Source organism: Bacillus sp. iso_77, from assembly GCF_056173625.1.
Window position 1 is genome coordinate 454,728 of sequence record NZ_CM149683.1, and the last position, 25,524, is coordinate 480,251.

General features: G+C 43.0%; 23 protein-coding genes. 11 read left to right on the plus strand and 12 right to left on the minus strand.

The genetic code is table 11. The annotated features are described in order from the left end of the window. Nucleotides 1-11: 11 nt before the first annotated feature. Nucleotides 12-536 (plus strand): winged helix-turn-helix domain-containing protein, encoded by a 525-nt coding sequence (locus AC0VYC_RS02165; protein ID WP_475390004.1) that lies wholly within the window; start codon nt 12-14, stop codon nt 534-536. Further along, nucleotides 526-1,953 (plus strand): sensor histidine kinase, encoded by a 1,428-nt coding sequence (locus AC0VYC_RS02170; RefSeq protein WP_144679614.1) that lies wholly within the window; start codon nt 526-528, stop codon nt 1,951-1,953. The genes AC0VYC_RS02165 and AC0VYC_RS02170 overlap by 11 nt, the downstream gene beginning before the upstream one ends. A gap of 186 nt (nt 1,954-2,139) precedes the next feature. On the opposite strand, the gene AC0VYC_RS02175 is transcribed toward AC0VYC_RS02170, so the two are convergent. The 5 genes from AC0VYC_RS02175 to AC0VYC_RS02195 all read right to left on the minus strand — a co-directional run bounded on the left by AC0VYC_RS02175 (nt 2,140) and on the right by AC0VYC_RS02195 (nt 7,518). Further along, nucleotides 2,140-2,985, minus strand: coding sequence for a GAF domain-containing protein (locus tag AC0VYC_RS02175; RefSeq protein WP_024720194.1), 846 nt, complete (start codon nt 2,983-2,985; stop codon nt 2,140-2,142). Nucleotides 2,986-3,137: 152 nt separating this feature from the next. Beyond that, nucleotides 3,138-4,514: an aspartate kinase gene (locus AC0VYC_RS02180; protein ID WP_178896828.1), complete on the minus strand. Its 1,377-nt coding sequence runs from the start codon at nt 4,512-4,514 to the stop codon at nt 3,138-3,140. Nucleotides 4,515-4,688: 174 nt separating this feature from the next. Then, a complete protein-coding gene (locus AC0VYC_RS02185; protein ID WP_475389320.1) occupies nt 4,689-6,122 on the minus strand; it encodes an MDR family MFS transporter in 1,434 nt (477 codons plus the stop codon). 16 nt (nt 6,123-6,138) lie between these two features. Beyond that, nucleotides 6,139-7,005: a TetR/AcrR family transcriptional regulator gene (locus AC0VYC_RS02190; RefSeq protein ID WP_008347242.1), complete on the minus strand. Its 867-nt coding sequence runs from the start codon at nt 7,003-7,005 to the stop codon at nt 6,139-6,141. Between the two features lie 138 nt (nt 7,006-7,143). Next, a complete protein-coding gene (locus AC0VYC_RS02195; RefSeq protein WP_475389322.1) occupies nt 7,144-7,518 on the minus strand; it encodes a hypothetical protein in 375 nt (124 codons plus the stop codon). 123 nt (nt 7,519-7,641) lie between these two features. On the opposite strand from AC0VYC_RS02195, the gene AC0VYC_RS02200 reads away from it, so the two are divergent. After that, nucleotides 7,642-7,953: an ArsR/SmtB family transcription factor gene (locus tag AC0VYC_RS02200; RefSeq protein ID WP_007498144.1), complete on the plus strand. Its 312-nt coding sequence runs from the start codon at nt 7,642-7,644 to the stop codon at nt 7,951-7,953. An 81-nt stretch (nt 7,954-8,034) separates the two neighbouring features. Here the strand turns inward: AC0VYC_RS02200 and AC0VYC_RS02205 are convergent, their stop codons facing one another. Next, nucleotides 8,035-8,586, minus strand: a complete 552-nt coding sequence (locus tag AC0VYC_RS02205) for a DUF4865 family protein (protein ID WP_326378920.1) — start codon at nt 8,584-8,586, stop codon at nt 8,035-8,037. A gap of 96 nt (nt 8,587-8,682) precedes the next feature. On the opposite strand from AC0VYC_RS02205, the gene AC0VYC_RS02210 reads away from it, so the two are divergent. Further along, entirely contained in the window at nt 8,683-9,417 is a 735-nt protein-coding gene (locus AC0VYC_RS02210; RefSeq protein WP_475389325.1) for a LysR family transcriptional regulator, read from the plus strand. Nucleotides 9,418-9,483: 66 nt separating this feature from the next. Here the strand turns inward: AC0VYC_RS02210 and gabR are convergent, their stop codons facing one another. Then, nucleotides 9,484-10,908, minus strand: a complete 1,425-nt coding sequence (gabR, locus tag AC0VYC_RS02215; RefSeq protein ID WP_110487644.1) for a MocR-like transcriptional regulator GabR — start codon at nt 10,906-10,908, stop codon at nt 9,484-9,486. Nucleotides 10,909-11,016: 108 nt separating this feature from the next. Here gabR and gabT point away from each other — a divergent pair, with 108 nt between their 5' ends. Genes gabT through AC0VYC_RS02230 form a run of 3 tightly spaced genes read left to right on the plus strand, consistent with a single transcriptional unit; the run spans nt 11,017 to nt 15,112 of the window. Continuing rightward, a complete protein-coding gene (gene gabT / locus AC0VYC_RS02220) occupies nt 11,017-12,333 on the plus strand; it encodes a 4-aminobutyrate--2-oxoglutarate transaminase (RefSeq protein ID WP_008347230.1) in 1,317 nt (438 codons plus the stop codon). A 21-nt stretch (nt 12,334-12,354) separates the two neighbouring features. After that, on the plus strand, nt 12,355-13,743 hold the full coding sequence (locus AC0VYC_RS02225; protein ID WP_427244005.1) for an APC family permease: 1,389 nt from the start codon (nt 12,355-12,357) through the stop codon (nt 13,741-13,743). Then, nucleotides 13,718-15,112 carry an NAD-dependent succinate-semialdehyde dehydrogenase gene (locus AC0VYC_RS02230; RefSeq protein WP_045035017.1) on the plus strand — a complete coding sequence of 465 codons (1,395 nt, stop codon included), beginning with the start codon at nt 13,718-13,720 and terminating at the stop codon, nt 15,110-15,112. The genes AC0VYC_RS02225 and AC0VYC_RS02230 overlap by 26 nt, the downstream gene beginning before the upstream one ends. 45 nt (nt 15,113-15,157) lie before the next feature. Here AC0VYC_RS02230 and AC0VYC_RS02235 read toward each other — a convergent pair whose 3' ends face one another. The 3 genes from AC0VYC_RS02235 to AC0VYC_RS02245 form a co-directional block, all read right to left on the minus strand. Continuing rightward, entirely contained in the window at nt 15,158-15,754 is a 597-nt protein-coding gene (locus AC0VYC_RS02235; RefSeq protein WP_058336806.1) for an NAD(P)H-dependent oxidoreductase, read from the minus strand. A gap of 130 nt (nt 15,755-15,884) precedes the next feature. After that, nucleotides 15,885-16,499 carry a YcnI family copper-binding membrane protein gene (locus AC0VYC_RS02240; RefSeq protein ID WP_039166206.1) on the minus strand — a complete coding sequence of 205 codons (615 nt, stop codon included), beginning with the start codon at nt 16,497-16,499 and terminating at the stop codon, nt 15,885-15,887. Between the two features lie 16 nt (nt 16,500-16,515). Beyond that, on the minus strand, nt 16,516-18,150 hold the full coding sequence (locus tag AC0VYC_RS02245) for a copper resistance CopC/CopD family protein (RefSeq protein WP_427244006.1): 1,635 nt from the start codon (nt 18,148-18,150) through the stop codon (nt 16,516-16,518). Nucleotides 18,151-18,653: 503 nt separating this feature from the next. On the opposite strand from AC0VYC_RS02245, the gene AC0VYC_RS02250 reads away from it, so the two are divergent. The 4 genes from AC0VYC_RS02250 (at nt 18,654) to AC0VYC_RS02265 (ending at nt 23,668) form a co-directional block, all read left to right on the plus strand. Beyond that, entirely contained in the window at nt 18,654-20,096 is a 1,443-nt protein-coding gene (locus AC0VYC_RS02250) for a PTS mannitol transporter subunit IIBC (protein ID WP_146271720.1), read from the plus strand. 95 nt (nt 20,097-20,191) lie between these two features. After that, complete coding sequence (locus AC0VYC_RS02255) at nt 20,192-20,626, plus strand: PTS mannitol transporter subunit IIA (protein WP_019743148.1); 435 nt, start codon at nt 20,192-20,194, stop codon at nt 20,624-20,626. A gap of 1 nt (nt 20,627) precedes the next feature. Next, entirely contained in the window at nt 20,628-21,749 is a 1,122-nt protein-coding gene (locus AC0VYC_RS02260; protein ID WP_475389331.1) for a mannitol-1-phosphate 5-dehydrogenase, read from the plus strand. 170 nt (nt 21,750-21,919) lie between these two features. Next, nucleotides 21,920-23,668: a methyl-accepting chemotaxis protein gene (locus AC0VYC_RS02265; RefSeq protein WP_285529142.1), complete on the plus strand. Its 1,749-nt coding sequence runs from the start codon at nt 21,920-21,922 to the stop codon at nt 23,666-23,668. A 45-nt stretch (nt 23,669-23,713) separates the two neighbouring features. Here AC0VYC_RS02265 and AC0VYC_RS02270 read toward each other — a convergent pair whose 3' ends face one another. Together AC0VYC_RS02270 and AC0VYC_RS02275 are read right to left on the minus strand one after the other, a co-directional pair. Beyond that, nucleotides 23,714-24,580 (minus strand): RnfABCDGE type electron transport complex subunit D, encoded by an 867-nt coding sequence (locus AC0VYC_RS02270; RefSeq protein WP_427244007.1) that lies wholly within the window; start codon nt 24,578-24,580, stop codon nt 23,714-23,716. Next, nucleotides 24,538-25,518 carry an FAD:protein FMN transferase gene (locus tag AC0VYC_RS02275; protein WP_024720210.1) on the minus strand — a complete coding sequence of 327 codons (981 nt, stop codon included), beginning with the start codon at nt 25,516-25,518 and terminating at the stop codon, nt 24,538-24,540. Before AC0VYC_RS02275 ends, AC0VYC_RS02270 begins: the two co-directional genes overlap by 43 nt. Nucleotides 25,519-25,524: the final 6 nt, after the last annotated feature.

Sequence of the window (25,524 nt, forward strand, 5' to 3'; positions counted from 1 at the left end):
TGCTTCCTTCAATGGATGGTCTGACCATTTGTCAAAAAGTACGGCAGATCAGTGATGTTCCGATTATTATGCTGACAGCAAAGGAAACGGAATCTGATCAGGTGCTGGGCTTCGATCTTGGGGCAGATGATTATGTGACAAAACCCTTTAGTCCGCTCACCTTAATGGCAAGAATCAAAGCAGTGAAACGACGTTTTGCTCAAACAACATCTACTCAAGAAGGAGCGAAAGAGGGTGAACGGCTAGAGACCGAACATTTTCAGTTAGATAAAAAAACGAGAGAAGTGTTTCTAGAGGGGAAACGGATCGAAAATTTAACGCCAAAGGAATACGATCTGCTGTGCTTTTTTATTCAGCATCCTCGGCAAGTATTTTCACGAGAACAATTGCTTGAGCAAATTTGGGGATACCAATTTTATGGTGATGAACGAACAGTTGATGTTCATATTAAACGATTGCGCCAAAAAATCGGAGACGGACCTAAGCCCTTTCTGTATACGGTATGGGGCGTAGGGTATAAGTTCGATGAAGATTAAATATTTTTACCAGTTGCTGATTAGTCACCTTGGGTTATTGCTCATTGCCATCATTATTATCAGCACCCTCATGTCTCATTTTGTAAAAGATATTGCCTATCAAAATAGGGTAGACGAAATGAGTTCGTATGGGAATGAAATTTTGGAGAATTTTAAACAACTGTCTAAAGCCGAGATGAACTTCCGTTTGCGTCCATTTGAAGACATTCTTTCGACAAGACAAATCCGTTTTTTCGTCTTTGATGAAAAAGGGACTGTGTTGTCTCAGCAGCAAGAGATGCCACCGCATGAAGCGTTACTCACAAAAGATTTGTGGACCAAGCTTGCAAAAGGAGAAGAAATCATTGTCAAGCGAAGTGATTCGCGCCGGCTTGATCAAGAAGCATCACTTGTGGCACTTCCTGTCATGGAAGACGGAAAGCTGAAGGGCGGGGTGGTGCTCATAGCTCCTATTCAAGGAGCAGAAGAGCTGATTGCTCAAATGAACCGGTATTTATATATCATCGTGTTTGTGGCATTGACGATTACCTTTATTCTCAGTCTGTTTCTGTCGAAGTTCCATGTGAATCGTATCAAAAAATTGAGAGAGGCAACTGAGAAAATTGCGCATGGTGACTACAACATTCATCTTGAAAACAAACACCTTGATGAAATTGGCACACTAGGTGAGGATTTTAATATGATGGCCAATCGTCTTCAACGGTCAAGAGAGGAAATTGACCGGCTCGAAAAACGAAGACGCCAATTCATTGCGGATGTGTCTCACGAATTGAAAACACCGCTGACGACCATTCGAGGATTGGTCGAATGGCTGAATACTGCGGATGTGCCGGCAGAAGAGAAAGAGAAATGCTATGCGCTCATCACTGATGAAACAAAACGAATGCTGCGTCTCGTCAATGAAAATATGGATTATGAGAAAATCAGGTCGAATCAAATCACCCTTCAAAAATTTCACTATCCACTCATTGATACGTTTGAAGTGATTAAGGAGCAGCTGAGCCGAATGGCTGAAGAGAAAAACAATCAGCTCATGGTAGAGGTTCACCCTGAACAAAAGGTATACGCAGATTATGACCGGCTCATTCAAATCCTCGTCAACATCACAAAGAACGCCATCCAATTTACAGAAGGCGGCCGTATTTCTTTGAGAGGGAAAGAAGAGAATGGGGAAACGATCATTGAAGTAGAAGACACGGGAATCGGCATTGCACCCGAAGAAGTCAAACACATTTGGGAACGTTTTTATAAAGCGGATATTTCGAGAACGAATACACCATATGGAGAATACGGACTTGGCCTGTCGATTGTCAAGCAGCTTGTAGACTTGCACGACGGACATATCGATTTAAAAAGCGAAAAACATAAGGGAACAACATTTATCATTCGATTGCCGCTACCACAAGAAAAGGGCTAAACTCCGTTTAGCCTCAGCGTGTAGACAAACCCTCGCATTCGGTGTCAGTCCTGCGTGCCGGTGCTCACGAATGTGAAATTCGCTCCGCGCCGGTACTCGTCTTTCCTAGACTGCAAAGGTTTTCTATCACGCTGAAAAGGAGAAAAAGGGCTAAACTCGGTTTAGCCCTTTTTGGTGTATCATCACTTATTCTGTTTTGGAGAACGTTAGGCCGATATGAGCAAGTGCCTGCGGTAAATCCTTACGAATGGTGATGTCTTTAAATGAAATATTCGATTGAATCGCACTCAGCGCAAGGTCTTGCTTAATTCCTGTTAAAACAGCTGAAATGCCTAACAGTCTTAACGTTTGCGCATAGCTGACCAAGTATTGAATGCTTTGTTCATTGAGTCGTTTTGTCCCTGAAACATCAATGACCAAATGAGAGAGCGACAGCCTGTAGCTTTCCTGTAAAATGGTTTCTAAAATATGCTGCGCACGTGTCTCTTCGATATCACCAAGAAGAGGGAGCACGGCGACACCGTCAACAACAGGTACGATCGGTACAGATAATTGCTGAATCTGCCGATTGGCCTGGTCGAGTTCTAAGACGTAACTCAACAAAGATGCCATCGTTTCAAACATATGAACATGCTCTTCTGTAAATTGCTGCGGCCTTAGATCAAGTCCACAAATTGTTCCATAGTTCGTACCATCAGTAAAATCGATGGGAACCCCAATAAATGAGCCGCCTTGCAGCTGTTTCGTGACGTCTAAGTTTTTTGAACGCTCGTCCAAGCGGATATCAGGGATCAACAGCGTATCGCGATGATCGACCGCCAGCTTGCAAAATGTCTTCTCGTAAGGATTTTCTTCCCCTTCTTCAAGAAGCTGCTCGTCATGATTTAGCACCTTCACAATCTGATTGGTGTTTTGATCATTTTTAGCAATAAACAGTGTATTCATATGAATGAATTGACTCATCATGTTTAAAATACTTGTAGAAGCATCATGAAAATTGCGAAACTGTTTTAATAGTTGTTGACGAGGCATGGATTAGGACTCCTTGTAGCTCCGATCAATGGCCGGAACAATAGTTGATTTGTCTCTATCATACAAAATCAAACGAGAAATAGATATACTTTAATGCGCAAATCGTGTGAGATCAAAAAGACTGCCGATCCGGAGATCTGACAGTCTGCTGATTAAATGGTGACAGGCAACGTGGACATAGAGAAAAATTCCTCATATAAGGCTTGAACGGCTTCTTTTTCTTGAGCTGCTTTGACGCCAAACATCATGCTCACCTCTGAAGAGCCTTGGTTGATCATTTCAATATTCACTTTGGCTTTTGACAGTGCTTTTGCCGCTCTTGCTGTTGTACCAACATTATGACGCATCGCTTCTCCTACGACCATAATAAGCGAGAGGTTCCGCTCTAAAACCACTTCATCTGCATCAAGCACAAGCTTTAATCGGTCTAAAAGCTCTTGTTCAATCTGCTGCTCCTCCAGCTGATCCTGCCTTAAAATAATGGTCATATCATCAATGCCAGAAGGCACGTGTTCATACGTAAGTCCATATTCCTCTAACGTTTGCAACACCTTACGTCCAAAGCCCACTTCTCGGTTCATCAAATACTTAGAGATATAAATACTGCAAAATCCATTGTCTGACGCGATTCCCACAACAGGGCCATTCGTATGATCCCGTTGATTTACAATTTTTGTGCCTTTGGCCGTTGGATTATTGGTGTTCTTAATCTGAACAGGAATGCCTGCCCGAAAGGCTGGAATAAGTGCCTCATCATGAAATACAGAAAAACCCGCATAGGACAATTCACGCATTTCACGATAAGTCAGCTCTGTGATTTCCTTTGGTTCATGAACGATCGTTGGATTGACGGCGTAGACTGCATCCACATCCGTAAAGTTTTCATACACATCTGCCTTCAGTCCATTTGCCAAAATGGAACCGGTAATGTCTGATCCACTACGGGAAAAAGTGACGATATCACCCGCTAGACTAAAACCGAAAAAGCCAGGGAACACAATAATGCCAGAGCGTTCTCTTAATTTGTACAAATGATCATACGATTCTGGAAGGACTTGCGCTTGACCAGGCTCGTCGCTGACAAATAGACCGGCTTCTTTTGGATTCACATAGTGCGCTTCGACGCCTTGATGCTGAAAGTAGGCTGCAATCAGCTTTGCGTTATTATCTTCACCGCTTGCTTTAATCGCATCAAGATAACGCTCAGGATGAGAAGAATCAGCCTGTAATAACGTGTTTACATCTTGCCGGATGGTGTCAATAATGTCTTGACCTAACCCCAGCTCATCCGCAATCGAGGCATATCGCTCGATGACAGCTTCTTGTAAATCGTGTGCTTCACCTAAACGTAAATATTGTTCACCGCAACTAATTAATAGATCGGTGACCTTCGTATCCGTTGAATGCCGTTTTCCTGGTGCGGAAACAACGACTGCTTTTCGAGCTGGATCTGCTGTGACAATGTCAAATACCTTTTGCAGCTGCTTGCCAGAAGCAAGAGAACTGCCACCAAATTTAACGACCTTCAATGCATACATCTCCTATAGTAAAAATTTTCTCACAAATTGAATAGTTTCTATTATCAACTCTTTTCTTCAAATTATCAAGGTTTTTCTTCTCTATATGAACAAATGTATTTTTGGGGAGGACGTTATGTGTGAATAGATGAAAAAAGAGCCGGCGATATGCCGAGCTCTTTGTCTTTATGAAGAAGAGGACGAAGAAGATAGCTCCTGCTTCATCACTTTGTTTTCACGTTTTTCTTTTAAGAAGAACGAGAGAACGAGTCCAATGACCGCAATAGCACCAGACACGATAAATGACGTATTCATGCCATGAACGGCTGACTTCATTGGATCGGATAATGCTGCATTGGCAGCAGTGCTGCTCATAATGGAGACAAGCACAGCCGTCCCGATAGAGCCGCCCATTTGTCTCATCGTATTATTCATTGCTGTCCCGTGCGGAATCAAATGCGGTGGTAACGAGTTAATACCGGCTGTTGTCAGCGGCATCATGATCATCCCAACCCCGATTAAGCGAAGTGTGTAGGCCACTGTAATGAGGGCAATCGATGAATCAAGGTTCAGCATCATAAATGGCAGGGAAGTGACAGCTAATATCGTAAACCCGCCTAGAGCCAGCCCTTTACCGCCTACTTTGTCAAAAATTCGTCCGATAATCGGTGATAGGAATCCCATAAAGAGAGCCCCTGGCAATAAGATCAGCCCTGTATCAAGGGCAGATAACCCTCTGACATTCTGCGTATAGAGCGGCAGAATCGTCTCTGTTCCAATCAGTAAGGCAAAGACGAGCATACCGAGGAAGGTCGTTAAGCTAAAGATCGCAAACTTAAAGACGCCAAACTCAAGCATCGGTCTTTTCAAATTCGACTGACGCAGGATAAAGAAGAACAAGCTCACAGCACCGACAATGAGTGAAATCAGAACGGTCGCACTCGTCCAACCATACGTTCCGACACTTGAAAATCCGTACAGCAGTCCGCCAAATCCGAAGGAAGACAGGATCACCGATAAGACATCGATACGAGTGTCTCTTTGCTGTGTGACATTTTTCATTAAGAAGAAAGCAAGAATGAGATCAATAATACCGATTGGAAGAACAATATAGAATAAGAACTTCCAGCTAAAGGAATCGACAATCCAGCCGCCAAGTGTTGGTCCAAGCGCCGGTGCGAATGAAATCACTAGTCCGACCATACCCATGGCTTGCCCGCGTTTTTCTTTTGGGAAAATGGTTAAAAAGATCGTTTGCATGAGCGGCATCAAAATCCCTGCGCCAGCTGCCTGGACGATACGTGCTGCAAGTAGCACCGGGAAATTCGTGGCGAACGAAGCAAGAATGGTACCTGCTGTAAAAATGCTAAGAGCCGTTAAGACTAAGGAACGGCTTGAAAATTTCTCAATTAAAAAGGCCGTAATTGGGATGAGAATCCCGTTTGTCAGCATAAAGGCTGTGGTCAGCCATTGGCCTTTACTGACATCAATATTGAACTCTTCCATGATATGCGGGATCGCTGGAATGAGAAGCGTTTGGTTTAAGATCGCAACGAACGCCCCAACGAGGAAAATCCCAACAATCACAGACCGGTTATACGATGTTGTTGATTGGTTCATATTATCCCTTCTTTATCTATAAAATAATGCTTTTCAGCTGTGACACGTTTTGAGATAAAACGCTGTGTTTGCCTAAATAATCAAGCAATGAGCTGATTAAAAAGGTTCTCGGTTGGTCCTTTGACAGTTCTTGACTCAGCAGCTCAAACGCAGAGAGGAGATCGTCCTTTTCTTCTCCGTTTGATAGTGTGTGAAGCTCTTGTTTTATTTTTGTTAAGTACGAGATGACAAGCTTTTCTTCATCATATTCTTCCTGTGTGGAAAGCAAATAAGAGTCCATCAGCTGATCTGTTAGCACAGGCTCAATGGAGCAAGGCTTTATTGATACACGATCCATCACACCGATGATCATTTCGGCGGCATTTTCTAATTGGATGTTCTTGTGCTCGATCGCCAACATCAAGATGAATTCTCTCATTAAACCGTTGAGGACAATCACAAGATCCCACACATAAGGCGCAACAGATTCACCATATGTGCTTAAAATGATGTCTCTGTGTCGCTGCATGATAATGGAGCGTGTCTCACGTAAATGCTTAATGACGATGGGCGAATGCTGTGAAAAAGCTTCAAAGGACAGCATATTCAAAAATTTATGATTCTCTTTAAACTCTTCAAGCTCAAGCTTAATCTTTTTTGTGAATTTTTCCTTTTTGGACAGCGTCGTTTCGGAATGAATGATCTGAGAAATCTCTCTCATTTTGCGCTGATTGTATTTAATCAGTTCCAATAGAAGAGCTTCCTTTGAATCAAACAGTTTATAAATAGACGCTTTTGATATTTTACAGGCATCAGCAATTGACTGCATGGAGACACTCATATAGCCTTTTTGAGAAAATAATTTCTTCGACACCCGCAAAATCTCTTCTTGCTTTTCGTTCATCTTCATGAGTCCTTTCCGAATCGGCAAAACCATATGGTCACAATGGAAACCGAGTGGTCACTTTTGCTATGATAACAAAACCAATGGCACATGACAAGAAAATGAACTTAAAAAAATACCTATCTGATGACAGGTATTTTATCCTTCCGCATGTGCGGCATATATGTGGATTTGTCCGTTACGTTCGATGATCAAAAGATCTTCCCGCTCCTTGACAGAGTAAATAGGTGTTCCTTTTTTCAACCGAGAAGCTGTTCCATGTTCAAAATATGTGGTAGCTGTTTTCTGAATGACACCTACTTGCTGATGTTTTGTTACATTTAATGATTTTGTCCAATCTATGTTTGTTTCATAGATCGTTTCTTCCCATTGAAATAAATCTGCCTGTGGATCGAGAGCTAATAACTCTTCTGCACTAGGTGGTTTTGACTCAAATTGCTGAACAGATTGGCAGGCGCATAAGCTCGTTGCCAATAAGAGCATGAATAAGCAAGTCCATATTGTACGTGTCAAATAAGGTTCTTCCCTTCAAAATAGTGTCTATGAGTCATAGTCGTTTCCAAAGGTTGTCGCGTTACAATGTCATAGGCGAGTAACGAGATTGTATGTTAGAACAAAATACGATACATTTATCGTATGAATAATCCAAATCATCCAACCCAAGAAAACATGAGACTCATTTCTGTGCTGCAAGCATTGGCTGACCCTGTTCGGCTGGAGATTGTCCGCTGCTTAGCAGAAGCGGGTGAGAGAACATGCGGTACGTATCATATGAACATTGCCAAGTCCACGCTGTCGCATCACTTTAAAGTACTAAGAGAAGCAGGCATCGTGAAAGTGAGAATTGACGGTAAGCACCGTTACTACTCTCTCAGAAAGGACGACATTGATACCGCTTTTCCAGGCCTCTTGTCATCCGTATTAGCTGTAGACAAGGAGCGGTGGTAAGAGAATTTTGCATCAATAAATGACAAATCCCCAAGGCATTGTAACCTTGGGGATTTGTGATGCGTCTCGTGTAAAAGGGAATTAGGCCATTGAATGATCCATAGACAGATGGATAATCTCATAAGTGTGAATTTGCTTCTCTATATTCACTGGCAATGAGTCTAGAAAAGAATATTTGACGCATTTCCATTTATCGGGGTTATATACGATGACTTCACCCTTATTGTCGTTAAAATGGGAAAAGAGATGAGCGATATCTAGGTTTTCCAGACAATCAGTAGGATGAATCGTCACATACTCTTCAAGAACGAATGTGCTACGATGAAAATCATCTGTTAAATGAACGGAATACGTGATGCCAATATTGATTTGTTTCCAGCCAAAAGAACGTAAAATATGATCAAATGACCCCTTAAACACAAAATCCGTCATGCCCTCAGATTGTTTCCAAATATACAATGGGCAATAGCCATTGTGTAAACTCCTATGTTTGTCTTTTTCAGTGATCAAATAAGCTTTAAATAATAAATCCTGATATCCATCTGTTTTCCATCCATTGTTCAGTACTCTTTTTCTAATGATATTCATATCATAATCCGCAGGCAGATCCACATGATATTGCATGGCATGCATAGAAACACTCCCTTTCAATAGCCATCATAATCGACTTCAAACCAGTTGAATAATACATATTTGTGTTATTGTTATCACAAAAAGTGATAGGTGATCATGATGAATATAAATGATTTGATTATTTTTATAGAGGTGTATCAAAAAGAATCGATTAATCAAGCGGCTAAAGCTTTAGGGTATGCGCAATCCAATATTTCTCAAAGAATCAAAGCGCTTGAAACTTTATATGATGCAACATTTTTTATCCGGCATCATCATGGAATCAGTTCAACAGGACAGGGGGATTTATTTTATCAATACGCTCAAAAAATCGTAAAAGAAACGAAGGCCATTCAACAAAAATTGACTTCAAAGAAAAAGACCGTTTTATGCTCTGAGCTTCTATTTACCGTTTTGTACGAGCAACGAGTTTTAGAGGATATTCAAGCCGCTGATTTTATCATTGCTTCATCAAATACGATCAACAAAAAGTTAACAGAGGATGTGTATGATCAAATTATTTCTTTTAATCAAATGGAAAAAGCGGAATATCAATTAAAAGAGGTAAAGAGCTTGGCATTGAACGTGTATGGAAAATCTAAAGAAATATACGATGATGATATTTCATTGGTCGTGAATCGTGATCAGCTTTGCCCATTAAGACATGAGGCCAGACGTATGCTGGGTGATCGAACCCTATTTGAGTTAGATTCGTTTGAAGGAATGATCAAAATCGTTGAACAGGGAGATGGTATTGCGTTACTGCCAACCAACTTAAAAAGCCTTCAAACACTCGTGAAATTGCTAGAAAAAAATATTCACATCAACTATTACGTTTATGAAAGAATGTGATCGTAACACTCCTCTGTGGGTTTAGTCCCGTCAAAGGAGCGCCACGATTCATCTACATGAGCTGTTTTATTTCCCATAAATCGAGTCATACAGGCGTTTCACCGCTGGCTTAATATCCTCTGGCCGCATATGCGAGAAACCGAGGACGAGCGGGACAAAGCCTTCTTTGTGACCAGGCACATGCTCATCAAGGGTAAAACGGTCCATCCCGTACATTTTCAGCTTTCTTTCTTTCGCTCGCTGTAAAATCTCATGTTGCGTACGATCTGAGCGGAATTCTGCGATAAAATGAAGCCCTGCATTTTCCCCGATAATCCTTACGTTGTCACGAAAGACAGTATCGAGCTCTCCAATGAGTTGTTTTCGTTTTTCCTCATATAGCCCATTCATTCTTTTAATATGTCGCTGATAGGCGCCATCTTTTATAAAATAAAGAAGGGTGTATTGTGTAAAAAGGTTAGCCGTTTGAATAAAAAAGTGCTGTTCTTCTTTATAGCGTCTTAATAAATGCTGCGGTAGCACCATGTAGCTGATCCTCAAGCCGGGCAGCAATGATTTCGAAAAGGTCCCCATATAAATGACTTTGTCATAGCGGTCAAGGCTCTGCAGCGCCGGTATGCTGTCTGTACCGTACTTAAATTCACTGTCATAATCGTCCTCAATGATATAGCGGTCTGGCTGATCAGCCGCCCAGTTTAACAGCTGTATCCGCCGGGAAATCGGCATGATCACCCCTGTTGGGAACTGATGAGAAGGCGTAATGATCAAGACATTTGGCTCTTTCTTCTGAATATCGCTCATCCGCACCCCTTTTCGATCAATGCCAATCGTTTCAATCCGGTGATGATTGTTTTTCAGCATTTGATACAGTCGGCGGTAGCCGGGGTTTTCTAATCCATATATTTGATCAGCTGGAAGGATGCTAGATAATGAATGAATGAGTGACTGTGTACCCGCACTTAAAATGAGCTGTTCAGGGTAGCATTTGACCCCTCGTGCAAGTCCAATCAGCCGGGCAATCGTTTCCCGCAGCTCATAGACGCCTTGTGGGTGCGGCAGCTCACCAAAGGCTTCTTGGTGGAGATGAATCGCTTTTTGCTCACTTTTCAGCCAGCTTTTAAAAGGAAAATTGGCTGTATCAACAGAAATATGTGAAAAGGAATACCAGTCATCTCGCTCAATCGGATTCTCTTTTAAATCAGCTGGAAGGGAAGAGGGTTTCAGCTGACCTGACTCATGAAACGTTTCCAGTGATTCCACGAAAAAGCCTTTCCGTTCAACCGAATATAAATATCCCTCGGCAAGCAGCTGCTGATAGGCGCCATTCACTGAGTTGACGCTGACGTTTAAAGTATCTGCTAACTCTCGTTTAGACGGTAATTGATCGTGTGGTTGCAGGTTGCGGTTTAAAATTTCCTCTTTAATTTTCGTGTAAATTTGATGATAAATAAACCCGTTTTCCCCTGTTTGATCTAGTTGAATTGTCAGCATCTCGTCATTCCATCCTCTCTGGTACCATGAAAAAAATGATATTGGTACTTTCTATCATACCAAAAAATATTCAGAATAATAAAAAAGACATAAAGGGGATGGATGACAATGAGTCAAACGACAACAAACCGTTTTTCAACAGAGGAATGGCAGGGGAAAAGAGATCAATACGTCGCAAGAGGCGTAAGTAATGGCAACCGTCATCTTGCAGCAAAAGGGAAGGGAGCCGAGCTTTTCGATATTGATGGCAATCGTTTTATCGATTTTGCAGGCGCCATCGGTACATTAAATGTAGGACACTCCCATCCAAAGGTTGTGGAAGCAGTCAAAGCACAGGCAGATAGCCTGATTCATCCAGGATTTAATGTCATGATGTACGAATCCTATATCGAATTGGCAGAAAAACTATGCCACCTCACACCAGGCGACCATGACAAAAAAGCCATTTTCTTAAATTCAGGTGCCGAAGCAGTTGAAAACGCAGTGAAAATTGCCCGTAAATATACGAAAAGACAAGCGGTTGTCTCTTTTACAAGAGGGTTCCACGGAAGAACGAATATGACGATGAGCATGACAAGCAAGGTCAAGCCTTATAAATTTGGATTCGGCCCATTTGCGTCAGAGGTGTATCAAGCGCCGTATCCTTATTACTATCAAAAACCTGAAGGATTAAGCGATGCAGCCTACGACGAATACATCATTGATCAGTTCAATCAATTCTTTGTCGCAACCGTTGCACCAGAAACAGTCGCTTGTGTGGTGATGGAGCCAGTCCAAGGGGAGGGCGGATTCATTGTACCATCGAAGCGTTTTGTCCAGCACGTCGCTTCATTCTGTCAGCAGCATGGCATCGTATTCGTGGCAGATGAGATCCAAACAGGATTCGCAAGAACAGGGAAATACTTTGCGATTGAACACTTCGATGTGGTGCCAGACTTAATCACTGTGTCAAAATCACTTGCAGCTGGCCTGCCGCTGAGCGGTGTCGTTGGCAGAAAAGAATTACTTGATGCAGCGGACCCAGGGGAGCTAGGGGGGACGTATGCTGGCAGTCCATTAGGCTGTGTGGCGGCTTTGGCTGTACTTGATATTATTGAAACAGAACAACTGAATGAACGATCTGAACACATTGGACAAGTCATTGAGGACAAAGCGAATGAGTGGAGAAGTAAGTATTCATTCATCGGGGAAGTCCGGCGATTAGGGGCAATGGCGGCTATTGAAATTGTGGAAGATCAAAAAACGCGTACACCAGATAAGAAGACAGCCGCAGCGATTGCAGCCTATGCAAACAAGCACGGACTACTCTTATTAACGGCAGGGATCAATGGGAATATTATTCGCTTTTTAACACCACTTGTCATCACAGATGAGCTGCTGCAAGAAGGACTAGGGATCATCGAAGACGCCTTCACAGCACGCTAAACAACAAAGGGGGATGGTTGTATGCAAAAACAACAAATGGCTAAAACCATGTCGCAGTCAGACGTACTGTTTTTATCCATTGGTGCAATGCTTGGCTGGGGCTGGGTTGTACTTTCGGGAGATTGGATTTTAACAGCTGGATTTTTAGGAAGTGTGATTGCCTTTGTCATAGGGGGCATTCTCGTCATCTTTATTGGACTAACGTATGCAGAGCTTTCCTCTGCGATTCCAGAAACAGGCGGAGGACTCGTCTTTGTCCAGCGGGCATTTGGGATTAAATCAGCGTTTGTCTCCGCATGGGGCGTATTGTTCGGTTATGTGTCGGTGATTACGTTTGAAGCGGTCGCACTTCCGACAGTCATTGACTATGTCATTCCAACACAGCATGTTGGTTTCCTATGGAATATAGGAGGATGGGATGTTTACTTTACATGGGTATTGATTGGATCTGGCGGTGCGCTGTTTTTAACAGCTCTGAACTACATTGGCGCAAAGCCTGCTGCTATTTTTCAATCGGTGTTCACAGTGGCCATTATCCTGACAGGTTTTCTTCTATTAGGCGGAGCTACATTTAATGGAGATTTTGCAAACCTTGAGCCGATGTTTCAAGGCGGGGTTGGCGGTCTGATGGCTGTGTTAGTGATGATTCCCTTTTTATTCGTTGGGTTTGATGTCATCCCGCAGGTAGCGGCGGAGATTAACGCACCGAAGAAAATCATCGGGAGAATTTTGATTATCTCCATTGTGAGTGCGGTTGTATTTTATCTACTCATTGTCTTTGGAGTAGCGGCAGGATTGTCAAAAGGTCAACTTGAGGCTTCATCACTAGCAACAGCAGATGCCATGGTACAGCTTCTTGGTCATCAGGCGTTTGGGACTGTGCTTGTCATTGGTGGTGTAGCAGGCATTGTGACGAGCTGGAATGCATTTATCATTGGTGCAAGCCGTATCCTCTACGCAATGGCGGAAAGAGGCATGATTTCCAAATGGTTTGCGTATATTCATCCGAAGTATAAAACTCCGACAAATGCCATTTTGTTCTTAGGTGCATTGGCCTTTTTTGCACCATTACTAGGCCGACCTGCCCTCGTGTGGATTGTCAATGCAGGGGGTGTGGGCATCATCGTTGGGTATTTGATTGTGTCCATTGCCTTTATGAGACTTCGCAAGACAGAACCTGAGCTTGAGCGTCCATACCGCATTAAATATTGGCGGACGACCGGCGTTTTTGCCATTGGACTCAGTCTCCTTTTTCTTTCATTTTATTTTCCAGGGATGCCGGCTTCCTTATCATGGCCAGCTGAATGGATTTTGCTTTTAGGTTGGGCACTCATTGGGTATATACTATATGTAATGAATCCAAGAACGAGGGAGAAGATAGAGCATGACAAACGAACTCAAAGTGTATAATCCTGCAACCGGAGAAGAAATTGCCTCAGTTGCTCAGCATACAAAAGAACAGATTGAAGATGCGATCACTCGCTCACACAAAGCATTCAAAACATGGGCAAAAACGTCAGCCCATGAACGTGCAAATATCATTCGCAAATGGTTTGATCTCATGATCGAGCATAAAGAAAGACTTGCAAAAATCATCACAGAAGAAAACGGGAAGCCGTATCAAGAAGCATTAGGAGAAATTGTCTATGCCGCTGGATATATCGAATGGTACGCAGAGGAAGCAAAGCGGATTTACGGCAGAACGATCCCGTCTCATACGACAAACAAACGCCTATTTGTCACAAAACAGCCAGTCGGTCCTGTTGCCGCCATTACACCATGGAATTTCCCTGCGGCGATGATTACAAGGAAGGCGGCACCAGCGCTTGCGGCGGGCTGTACGTTTATCGTGAAACCTGCTGAAGACACGCCACTTACGGCCATTGAGCTTGTGAAATTAGGCCATGAAGCCGGAATTCCAGAGGATGCCTTGCAATGGGTGATTGGAGATGGAAAAGAAGTGGGGGAAATCTTCACAGATAGTCCATTGATCCGCAAGATCACGTTTACTGGCTCAACACCAGTTGGAAAACATCTCATCAAAAACAGTGCGAGCACAGTGAAGCACGTTTCTATGGAACTTGGCGGTCATGCCCCGCTGATCGTAGATAAGGACGCCAACCTTGAATTGGCTGTGAAACAAGCAGTGGCATCTAAATTCCGTAATGCAGGCCAGACGTGTGTTTGTGCCAACCGATTAATCGTCCATGAAGAAATTCATGAAGCATTTGCGCAAAGCTTCAGCAAAGAAGTGGAAAAGCTGAAAGTAGGAAATGGGTTTGAAGAAGGCACGTCCATCGGACCGATTATCAATAAGCGAGGCTTCGATAAAATTGTCGACCAAATTCAAGATGCCGTGGATAAAGGGGCGAAAGTTCTTGTCGGCGGCGATACCCATTTTGACGAGGAGAAGTCGTATTATTTTGTTCAGCCGACGGTGCTAACTCATGTCGACCCTTCAATGAACATTATGCATGAAGAGACGTTTGGTCCAGTTGCACCAATTACGACATTTAGCACATTAGATGAAGCCATTGAATTAGCGAACGATACACCTTTTGGACTTGCGGCTTATTTCTTTACAGAGAATTACCGCAATGGTCTCTATATATCTGAGAATCTAGATTACGGGATTATTGGCTGGAATGACGGGGGACCATCCGCTGTGCAGGCACCTTTCGGCGGTATGAAAGAGAGCGGTATTGGCCGTGAAGGCGGCATCGAAGGCATCGAACCTTATTTAGAAACGAAGTATGTGTCAATTGGTTTAGATGAATAACATGTGAAAAAGACTGTCCGAGAAGCCTCGGCAGTCTTTTTTATGTTAAACAGCCGGTGGGAAAAGTTGATCCACCGTTTCTTTTGTTTCTTTGAGAATCTCGTGGATGTCGTCTGCAGATGCTTGTTCCATGCTGCTGAACAAGAGCCGTTCGACTGGCTCAACGCCGATCAGATCGAAGGCGGCTGTATCTGTCGTCATCTGATGGCTGGGGGTGATGATCATATTTGAATCAAGAAAGGTCCTCGGTGCATCATGCGTATTAATAATGACCCCTTTTTTGTCTCGAAGCAGATTTTTCACCACTCCGTTTTCATTGATCTCATACGCAAACCCCTCTGAAAAAACGCGCTCTACATAACCCTTTAGCATCGCCGGCAAGCCTGTCCACCATATTGGAAAGATAAATGTGAGGACATCGGCTTGCTGAATCAGCTTCTGCTCTCTTTGAACCGGTATCGGCACATGCCCATTTTTCATGGCAGCCTTTTCTGCTGTTGTCAGCTCTGGCGGAAAGCCAATGGCATACACATCACGAACTGTCACATCATGACCATTGTTCAAAAGAGTGCTTACAACAAGATCTAATAGGGTTTGATTTAAGCTTTGCTGGGGATGAGCAAATATGATTAGATGGTTCATCTCATAGCCTCCTAGGTGGTCATGTGTCTCATTATGGCATGCACGAGTATCCTATTCAATCCTATATTGGAAATGATAGGTTGGGAAAATAAAAAGCGACCGCTTGAAAAAACGATCGCTCATGTAAGGTTTATTTCTTTCTAAAAGCAAGCCCAAGTGCAATCAATGCCACAACTAAGGCTGCAATGGACAGACCAAGAACAAGTGGTGAAGAAGAAGCAGAGGCTGTTTCAGATGCCTTTTCTTCTTTTGGTTTTTCTTGCCCATGTGAATCCGTTACGGTATTAGACGCAACAATATTTGTGATCGAATGAGGCTTATCAGCGTCCTTGTCGCCAGTCCATTCAACTACTGTTCCATCCTTATAATATTGATACGCATCCCATGCCGCTTCGCCGGCTTTTTCAGGGTTTTTTGCGACAAACACGAATTGCTGGAACTGCCCAGCAAGGACACCATCGCCAGTTGCTTCCCAAGTGACTCTTGTGACTTTTCCGTTTTTCTCTTCAGTTGTTGTTTTCCAGCCAGGCACTGGCTCGTATTGCTGGAATTCTACGCCTTTAGGCATCGTGATGACAACCTTTGTTGTCGGACTGTCGCTTTCAGAAGGTACTTTTAACGTATAGGTTTCCCAAGCATTAGTTGCGGATGTATCAGGTTTGACTGTCACGTGTGCACTTACAGGAATCGCCAGTAAAAATGAAGCGAGAAGCATTGGTAATAACGCTTTAACGTATTTTTTCATATCATATAAACTCCTTTTAGTTTCTTCTAATGAATGTCGTATCGATGTTGTCAAAAGAACCAGTTAACGCATGAATGTTAATTTTCCAAGTGCCTTTTTCATTTAGTAAGAGGTTTTCAGCCGAGAAGTGCCCATTCTTTAATCGTTTCAGCTGAAACTCGTTAGGCGTTTCATCACCGAACAAGGAGACTTTGTGGATCTTAGCTGTCACAGATTGAATGTCTGTGATCGTTTGTCCATCCTTCTTCGTAAATGCCACCTCGAACGTGTTTTTACCAGGAGCATTCGGGGTAATGCTCAAAGACACAAGGTCACGATGCTCCACCTGATTGGCTGCAAAGAATGGCTCTGGTGCAGGCGGCGGAGGACTTGGGATATTGGTGAATACGGCTGTTAATAGTAAAATAGCGATCCCAATGATCCACTCTGCTCGTAAAGATACGTTTGGTTTCTGCTTCTTTTCCCATCTCAGCATCAAATAATGGACGAGCCCAAGAAGACCCATGATGATAAATAAACCAAGTTTGATTAAGAAGGTGCGTCCATAAGCTGATTGGAAAAGGGCATCAAATGATTGCAGAATAAAAATCGCATTCACAAACCCAGAAAACACAATCAGTCCAACCGAGAGCAGTGCCCACGGATGAAAAGCTGTCAGGGTGCTGCGTATGAGCGGCTGATCTTCATTCGGCAGTTTCTTCATCAAAAGAAGGACAATAGCTGTTAAGCCGCCGACCCAAATGGATGCAGAAACGAGATGAATGAAGTCAAGTGACGTTGTCAGTATTTTATTATCTGTTGCGGCTGGATGACCGATTTGTGCTTTCAGCCAAAGGAGTACGATGAAAATGAGCAGTGGAAACAGCCATACCCGGAAGGAAGTGAAGTTTCCTTTTTTCATCGCCACAATCGTCCAGATCGTCAGTAGAATAAATGACGCCATTAGCATCATCCACAGACTCCCGCCCGAAGTCGACGCAATGGTTTCTTGTAAAAGCGATGGTTGAAATGCCCCTAAAAAGGACACGTCTGCCGCTGATTTAGTTTGAATCGGCAGCTGGAACAAGAGTGCTCCGCCCATCATGATCAGTGAAACAGTTAAGAGTCGCTTCATTCGCCGGGCTAAAACATCTGTTATGGCCGCTTTAAACCATAGAAGCCCAAATAAAATGGTTCCAAGAAATAAGCTAAATGACGTATACAGAAAGGCTTTGTCAATGGTTGAAGCCATATCGATGGATTCACTCGACTGTCCTTGATCTAATTGATCAAATCCTCCATCCGCTTTTCCGATACTAAAAGGAATCATGCCAGACACAGAGTGTCCATCGGCTGATACCGCATTCCATTGAATGGTGTAAATTCCTCTAGGTAAATTCTTTTTTAAAGCTGCTTCCATGATCTTTTGCTCTTTGATGACCGTATCTCCTTGATCGACACGATCCCCTTTTGCATTGAACACCTTAATGGCATGAAATCCACTTTCGATTCCTTCACTAAAGGTGATCGAGACTGCAGGAGGCTGCTGATCCAGCTCTTCATTTGCCACTGGATTTGAGCTCACTACATATGCATGAGCAAATGCCTCTTTTGGCATGAAGAAGGAGAACATGAAGATGAGCAGCAAAAGCCACTTACTATATTTCAACAATGTGAATAACCGCCTTTCTACCTATGAAAATGTCTCATGTATCAGAAAGAAAGCGGCAGTAAACTGTGAGTCACAGAAAAACCGCTCTTTCTATTGTATCGCCTACTCTAAAAGGTAAACGAAACAAATAGCAAGATGGTTCACTTTTTCTGTGTCATGTCTTGTCTGCGCAGACGTTTCTTGAATGTTTGATCAATATAAGCCTATTCGATTTAAGTAGAGGAAACAAGAAGTGACCATTTGAAAGTTGTGAAATTCCAATGAATTTTCGAGAAAATGCCGGCTGATTCACCTTTTCAGCCACTATCTTCTATGATCTGAAAGAGAATTCACATCATTTTTCAATTTTGTCACACACTAAGTGACAAAGTGACATTTAGTTTCAATTGAAGGGAAAGTGAAAGCGTTTTACGATAGGTATAAGGGCTTCACTGACTCTTGTTCTTATATCTTTTGACCTATAAAGCCCGAAATAAAGGGAGAGAAGAAAGGGGTTTTCACAGATGCAGGAAAAAAGCGGATTCCGCGTGAAAGTACAGCGCTTTGGAAGCTATTTAAGCGGCATGATTATGCCGAATATTGGTGCATTTATTGCATGGGGACTGATTACAGCTTTGTTCATTCCAAGTGGTTATCTTCCGAATGAGCAATTAGCTACACTCGTTGGACCGATGATTAACTACTTACTGCCGCTCTTAATTGGTTACACAGGCGGTAAACTCGTCTATGACCATCGAGGCGGAGTGCTCGGTGCTACGGCTACGATTGGGGTCATTGTTGGCTCAGACATTCCAATGTTTTTAGGTGCCATGATCATGGGGCCGCTGGGCGGTTATCTTATTAAGAAAATCGACCAGCTGTTTAAAGATCGAATCAGATCAGGTTTTGAAATGCTTGTGAATAACTTTACGGCAGGTATCCTCGGTGCCATTCTTGTTGCCATTGCATTCTATGCCATCGGCCCAGTGGTACTAGGTCTGAATAAAGCCCTTGCTGCAGGTGTAGATATCATTGTCAATGCTCATTTACTGCCACTAGCAAGTATCTTCATTGAACCTGCAAAAGTATTATTCTTAAACAACGCGATTAACCAAGGTATTTTAGGTCCGTTAGGGGTCGAGCAAGCAGCGAAGACAGGGCAATCTGTTCTGTTCTTGCTTGAAACAAACCCAGGGCCAGGCTTAGGGGTTCTTCTTGCGTATATGTTCTTTGGAAAAGGAAATGCGAAACAGTCTGCACCAGGTGCCATTGTCATTCAGTTCTTAGGAGGAATCCATGAAATTTACTTCCCGTACATCTTAATGAAACCAAAACTCATTTTGGCTGTCATTGCAGGGGGAGCAAGTGGTGTCCTGACGTTCACATTATTAAATGCAGGATTAAAAGCAGTGCCGTCACCAGGAAGTATTATTGCGCTTATGCTGATGTCTCCAAAAGGCGGTCACCTTGCCGTTTTAGCAGGTGTTGTCGTAGCAGCTATCGTATCGTTCCTTGTCGCATCGGTCATTTTGAAAGCATCTAAAGAAGTTGACGAAGATTTAACAGCAGCAACAGAAAAGATGCAGGACATGAAAGGCAAGAAAAGTGCAGCAGCCGCTGCTCTTACGGCACAAAAAGAAGACGCTCAAGCAAACGAGCAAGCAGCATCTCCAAGTGATGTCAATCCAGATGACGTGAACAAAATCATCTTTGCCTGCGATGCGGGGATGGGTTCAAGTGCAATGGGTGCGTCCATTCTGAAAAACAAAGTGAAAAAGGCAGAGCTTGATATCGATGTGACAAACACTTCTATCAGCAACATCCCAGACGATGCGGATGTGGTCTTTACTCATAAAGATTTAACAGACAGAGCCAAGGCAAAGCTGCCAGGCGCTGTGCATATCTCAGTGGATAATTTCTTAAACAGCCCGAAATATGATGAGCTGATTGAGAAATTGAAAAAATAACATGACGAAACGGGTTGAGTCCAATTTTTCCTAATTGAACTCCCCGTTTTGGTTGTTTTCCTGATTTTTATTCTAAAAAAGGTGTGTGATCATGTATGAAACAAGTACTTTCTAAAGACAATATTTTTCTAAACGAACAAGCAGGTTCTAAAGAAGAAGCCATCAAAAAAGCAGGCGAAGTCCTCGTAGCAAACGGCTATGTCACAAGTGATTATGTCGACAAAATGTTTGAAAGAGAAGAGATTTCTTCTACATTTATGGGGAACGGCATTGCAATCCCTCATGGAACAGAGGATGCGAAAGCGGCTGTCCTTCATTCAGGGATTTCGATTATCCAAATTCCAGATGGTGTTGAATATGGTGAAGGAAATGTGGCGAAAGTCGTCTTTGGGATCGCCGGGAAAAACAACGAGCATCTTGATATTCTGTCTCAAATTGCGATTGTCTGTTCAGAAGAAGAAAATGTAGAACGGATCATTCATGCAAAGGATCAGGATGAACTGATCGCCATCTTTAACGAGGTGAACTAACATGAAAGCACTTCATTTTGGAGCAGGGAATATTGGCAGAGGGTTTATCGGTTCTTTGTTAAAGACATCAGGCTTTGAACTTGTCTTTACCGATGTGAATGAAGCGGTCATCAATGAGCTGAATGAAAGAGGAGAATACACGGTTGAACTCGCAGCACCAGGGCAGAAGCAAGAAGTAGTCGGGCCCGTATCAGCGATCAATTCTTCGCAAAATCCAGCAGCATTAACAGAGGCGGTTGCCACAGCCAATTTGATTACAACAGCGGTTGGACCAGCCGTATTGAAGATCATTGCCTCATCAATTGCTGAAGGATTAAAACAAAAAAAGCCTGACCATATCATCAACATCGTGGCATGTGAAAATATGATTGGGGGAAGTGCTCATTTAAAAGAAGCGGTGTTCTCTCATTTAACAGCAGATGAGCAAGCAGCGATATCACAAACCGTTGGCTTTCCAAACGCTGCGGTTGACCGCATTGTTCCGATTCAGCACCATGAGGACATTCTCAAAGTGTCGGTTGAACCATTTTTCGAGTGGGTTATTGATGAGACGGGCTTTATTGGAGATGTTCCGCAAATTGACGGAGCGACCTTTGTCCAAGATTTGACGCCGTATATTGAACGGAAGCTTTTCACCGTCAATACAGGACATGCACTAGCGGCTTATGTCGGGTATCAGCAAGGCGTAAAAACCATTAAAGAAGCTGTTGATACACCAGACATTCGTCAAGTTGTCGAAGGTGCCCTTCATGAAACGGGCAGTTATTTAATTGACGCGTATGGCTTCCAAAAAGAAGAACATGATGCGTACATTCAAAAAATCATCAAACGATTTGAAAATGCGTTTATTTCCGATGAAGTGACTCGTGTCGCACGCTCTCCTCTTAGAAAGCTGGGAGCAGATGACCGTTTAATCGGTCCAGCGAAAAAGATCAAGCAGCCAGTGTACTTAATCAAAGGGATCGCTGCTGCTTTGGCTTACGACTTTGCAGAAGACGAAGAAGCGGTTCGCTTGCAGACATTAAGGAAAGAAAAAGGCATTGAAGGTGTGCTTCAAGAGGTATGTGGACTCAAACCTGAAGACGATCTCTATCAAGCCATCCTCAAAGAAACCGAGCGATAAGTAAAAAATCCCTTTCTAACGTGAAAAGAAGACAAAGGGCTAAAATCAAGTTCATTTTAGCCCTTTGTCAACAATCTGAGATCCCTTTCTAACGTGAAAGGGATTTTTTCTATGACTTTTTTAATACTTTCCCCTGCATGACGATATATGTAGTAAGGGGGAATTAGAACATGAAAAAGAAAGCGTTTGCTTCAAGGAGTGTCTTTTTTCAATTGATGTCAGCCATTATCGTTATTACAATTTTAACAGGCGGACTTGTAGGAACAACGGGGTATTTTTTAGCGAAAAATGTCTTAATTGATGCAGGGAAAGCAGATTTAAAACACATCGTAAATGGAGCGATGGCCACTCTTGAACAATTGAACGACCGTGTGGAGAAAAAAGAACTGACGCTTGAACAGGCGCAGGAACAAGCCCGTATATACTTGAGTGGGCCTAAAAATGACAACGGCAAAGGGTACCAATTTCAAAAATCAGATTTTATCTATAAAAATAAAGGCTACCTTGTCGCATATGGAGCCGATTATTCATCACAGGTTCATCCGGTTAACGACATCGGCGTCATCCCAGATAACACGACAAACCGTCAAAAAATGGTCGCTGGCGCTACAGCAAAAGGCGAGGATGCACACTATATCACCTATATGGATAAAGATGATGCCACGGGGGAAGAAAAGCAAAAACTCGCTTATATGAACCAGTTTACACCGTGGAATTGGAGTATAGGAATCGCCGTATTTCAGGATGAATTTTATAAAGAACTAGAGCAGATGAAGCTCTATATTATTCTCATTACAGCAGGTGTCGCTCTTTTAAGTATGGGTGTCTTTTATTTGGCAGCCCGAGGAAAAGTGAGACTGCTCAAGCAAGTTACGGCTGCTTCAAAAGAAATTGCGGCGGGCAATATTGAACGCACCAGCTTAAAAGAAACCTCGGATGAAATTGGGCAGTTGGCAAAAGGCTTTAATCATATGTCAGGAGAGCTTAGAGCACTTGTGAGCGGTTTGCAGGAAACGAGCAGCCAGCTCCTCGAATCTGCGACAGATCTATCCGCCATCTCTGAAGAAACATCCGCTAGCAGTGAAGAAATTGGCCGAGCGATTGGAGATATCTCAACTGGAACCCTTCATCAGGCATCAGACCTTGAGGTAGCCAATCAACAAATGACTCAGTTCAATCAATCCATTGAAAACGTCAAAGAACAAAGCGACCAGATCAAACGAATTTCAGACCAGTCGAACCAATCTTCCGAGCAGGGTCAGCAAATTGTCCAGCAATTAAAACAATCAAATGAGCAATCCATTCAGGCATCTCAAGGCATTCGATCAGGGATTGAGCAGTTAAGTACAAAAGTACAAGATATTTCTCAAATCACAGATACCATTGAAAGCATTTCAAATGAAACGAACTTACTGGCCCTGAATGCGAGCATTGAAGCAGCTCGTGCAGGAGAGCATGGCAAAGGATTCTCGGTTGTGGCGAGTGAAGTGCGGAATTTAGCTGAACAGACAAAGCAATCAGCCGTTCAAATCCAGCAGATGATTCAAGGCATTAAAGAAGAAACGACGGCTACAGCTGGCATGATGTCCAAAACAATGGATCGTTTTGCCGAGCTTGATGAAGCGGTTCACGCAACAGAACAAGAATTCAATTCCATCTCTACATCGATTTCACAAACCATCGTTGAAACAAATGCGATGGCAAAAGAGCTGAACACATTACTGGAACAAAACGACCTCATCACAAAAGCGATGCATGGTGCAGCCCATATTTCTCAAGAAAATGCCGCAGCGATTGAAGAAATCACTGCATCTACAGACGAACAAGTCACCGCCATCTCCAATGTGGCGAAGGCAGCAGAAAGGCTCAATGAGCTAAGCATGCGATTGAATCAAGATATTGCACGTTATCGTTTATAAGGTATGGTCAAACGGACGTCGAGAAGTCGATGTCCGTTTTTTTATTTAGACAACTTTCGTCCTTATTGCCCGTCGCTTTTGATTTGTTTGGTACGTTCGATAGGCTTTCCAAGCATTGGCACATAAAAGCCCTGTGAGTAAGTAAGATAGGCTGTTAAATAAATAGAAGTCCACACACGAAACGACAGCACACAGGATACCAAAGATGATTTGATCACGATTCTTTGCTGGTGAAGTAGGTGGATCAGTCAACATAAAGAACGCAAGAAACAAGACAGCATTCAAGTAGGGCGTAATAAAAGCAGATGAAGCATCCGTTAAGCCAATGAATCCCAATATGAGGTGGATCAGGCCGTATGCTGCTAGAAAGGCGAAAACTTGCGGGAATTTTTGTACGCGGCTGGTCACCAAATAACCGCCAACCACCACAAGGAATAGGGTCCACCAAGGTAGAAGAGACATACCGCCCCACCAGCTTTGATTGGAAGAAAATAAAATGACTGAGAGCCATAAACCAAATGCGGCTGGATTCAAAATCGGTTTCTTTTGATAAGTGATGACATGCTTAGATAAAATGGCTACTGCGGCTGTGAAAACAGAAACAGCAAAAGAAGTAGCTGGACTTAGAACAATGCCAATAATCAGCCCTGTGAGCAGAGCTCCATCAGGGAATGTGTGTTTATTGTTTTTCCAAATCACTCTTGAGATGAAAGAGTCAAGAATTAGTGCTGTCCCGATGCTGGTGGCAACTGTAGCGAGACCACTAAGAAAACCAGCGTGCAGACTCCCGGCGGCTAAAAGGACCAAAAGAATGGCGATGACATACCGTTTTGGTGTCCGAATGTAGGCTTTTAGTGAGGGTGATGGTTTCAAAAATGTTTGGTTTGTGATAGGTGCTGGTTGTGATTCCATGAGTGAACCTCCTTCATCTCCGGTGTTACGATCATATCAGCGGTTTGATCTACCATCACGGCAGGTATTTCATGTTCGGCTAAAAATGAATAACCCTCTTCTCGACCTAATAAAAAAGCAGCTGTGGATAGACTATCGGCGAGCATACCAAGTGGTGCAATGACGGTACAGCTTAACAAACTTTGTTCAGACTGTTTCGTTTGAGGGTGTATCAAATGGTGCGTATGAGGATCATAACGACTGATCCGTTCATAGCTTCCAGATGTACAAATCGCACAATTTGTGGTTTGAATGACCGAGATGTTGGTCTGTTTGTGGATGGGATGCCGAATCCCAATTGTCCACTCTTCTTGTTGTTCGTTAAATCCAGATACCAACACATCCCCACCAGCATTCATCATAAAGCCTTCCCATGCTTCAAGTTCTTTTGCGGCAAGATCGCACGCAAATCCCTTTGCAATAGAACCGAAATCCAAAATCAGCGGTTTGTCCAAATAAATCGTCCGATTCTTCTCGTTTAACTGGACGTCACGATAATGAACGGCTGCATATGGAACGTCATGTGATGAAAAAGTTTGTCCTGTCGTATATAAACGATCGAATCCTTTTTGTTCCATGATTTTTCCGATGGTTGGATCATACTTGCCATTTGTTAACTCGGCTAACTCTAGCGCATAGGCTGTTAAATCGAAAAGCATTTCACTGACTAATACCTCTTGCTTTGAACGATTGGCTAACTTCATGACTTCAGAATCAGAGCGGAAACGGCTAAAACGATGCTCGATATCGTAAAAAATGGAAAAGGCACGGTTGATGTCTTCTAAAACAGCCCGTCGATCTTCTTCATAGGCAACCACTTGAATATTGATAACAGTTCCCATAGCCAGCATGGATTTTTGAAAAGTAATGAGTTTTTGTTGTCCTAACCATTTCATCATGGTGTC

Bases quoted from the DNA above. Each gene is read 5' to 3' on its own strand.
- AC0VYC_RS02165 (WP_475390004.1), top strand. From the start codon at position 12: ATGGATGGTCTGACCATTTGTCAAAAAGTACGGCAGATCAGTGATGTT.
- AC0VYC_RS02170 (WP_144679614.1), top strand. From the start codon at position 526: ATGAAGATTAAATATTTTTACCAGTTGCTGATTAGTCACCTTGGGTTA.
- AC0VYC_RS02175 (WP_024720194.1), bottom strand. From the start codon at position 2,985: ATGCCTCGTCAACAACTATTAAAACAGTTTCGCAATTTTCATGATGCT.
- AC0VYC_RS02185 (WP_475389320.1), bottom strand. From the start codon at position 6,122: ATGAACCAATCAACAACATCGTATAACCGGTCTGTGATTGTTGGGATT.
- AC0VYC_RS02190 (WP_008347242.1), bottom strand. From the start codon at position 7,005: ATGAACGAAAAGCAAGAAGAGATTTTGCGGGTGTCGAAGAAATTATTT.
- AC0VYC_RS02200 (WP_007498144.1), top strand. From the start codon at position 7,642: ATGAATAATCCAAATCATCCAACCCAAGAAAACATGAGACTCATTTCT.
- AC0VYC_RS02205 (WP_326378920.1), bottom strand. From the start codon at position 8,586: ATGCATGCCATGCAATATCATGTGGATCTGCCTGCGGATTATGATATG.
- AC0VYC_RS02210 (WP_475389325.1), top strand. From the start codon at position 8,683: ATGATGAATATAAATGATTTGATTATTTTTATAGAGGTGTATCAAAAA.
- gabR (WP_110487644.1), bottom strand. From the start codon at position 10,908: ATGCTGACAATTCAACTAGATCAAACAGGGGAAAACGGGTTTATTTAT.
- gabT (WP_008347230.1), top strand. From the start codon at position 11,017: ATGAGTCAAACGACAACAAACCGTTTTTCAACAGAGGAATGGCAGGGG.
- AC0VYC_RS02225 (WP_427244005.1), top strand. From the start codon at position 12,355: ATGCAAAAACAACAAATGGCTAAAACCATGTCGCAGTCAGACGTACTG.
- AC0VYC_RS02230 (WP_045035017.1), top strand. From the start codon at position 13,718: ATGACAAACGAACTCAAAGTGTATAATCCTGCAACCGGAGAAGAAATT.
- AC0VYC_RS02235 (WP_058336806.1), bottom strand. From the start codon at position 15,754: ATGAACCATCTAATCATATTTGCTCATCCCCAGCAAAGCTTAAATCAA.
- AC0VYC_RS02240 (WP_039166206.1), bottom strand. From the start codon at position 16,499: ATGAAAAAATACGTTAAAGCGTTATTACCAATGCTTCTCGCTTCATTT.
- AC0VYC_RS02250 (WP_146271720.1), top strand. From the start codon at position 18,654: ATGCAGGAAAAAAGCGGATTCCGCGTGAAAGTACAGCGCTTTGGAAGC.
- AC0VYC_RS02255 (WP_019743148.1), top strand. From the start codon at position 20,192: ATGAAACAAGTACTTTCTAAAGACAATATTTTTCTAAACGAACAAGCA.
- AC0VYC_RS02260 (WP_475389331.1), top strand. From the start codon at position 20,628: ATGAAAGCACTTCATTTTGGAGCAGGGAATATTGGCAGAGGGTTTATC.
- AC0VYC_RS02265 (WP_285529142.1), top strand. From the start codon at position 21,920: ATGAAAAAGAAAGCGTTTGCTTCAAGGAGTGTCTTTTTTCAATTGATG.
- AC0VYC_RS02270 (WP_427244007.1), bottom strand. From the start codon at position 24,580: ATGGAATCACAACCAGCACCTATCACAAACCAAACATTTTTGAAACCA.
- AC0VYC_RS02275 (WP_024720210.1), bottom strand. From the start codon at position 25,518: ATGATGAAATGGTTAGGACAACAAAAACTCATTACTTTTCAAAAATCC.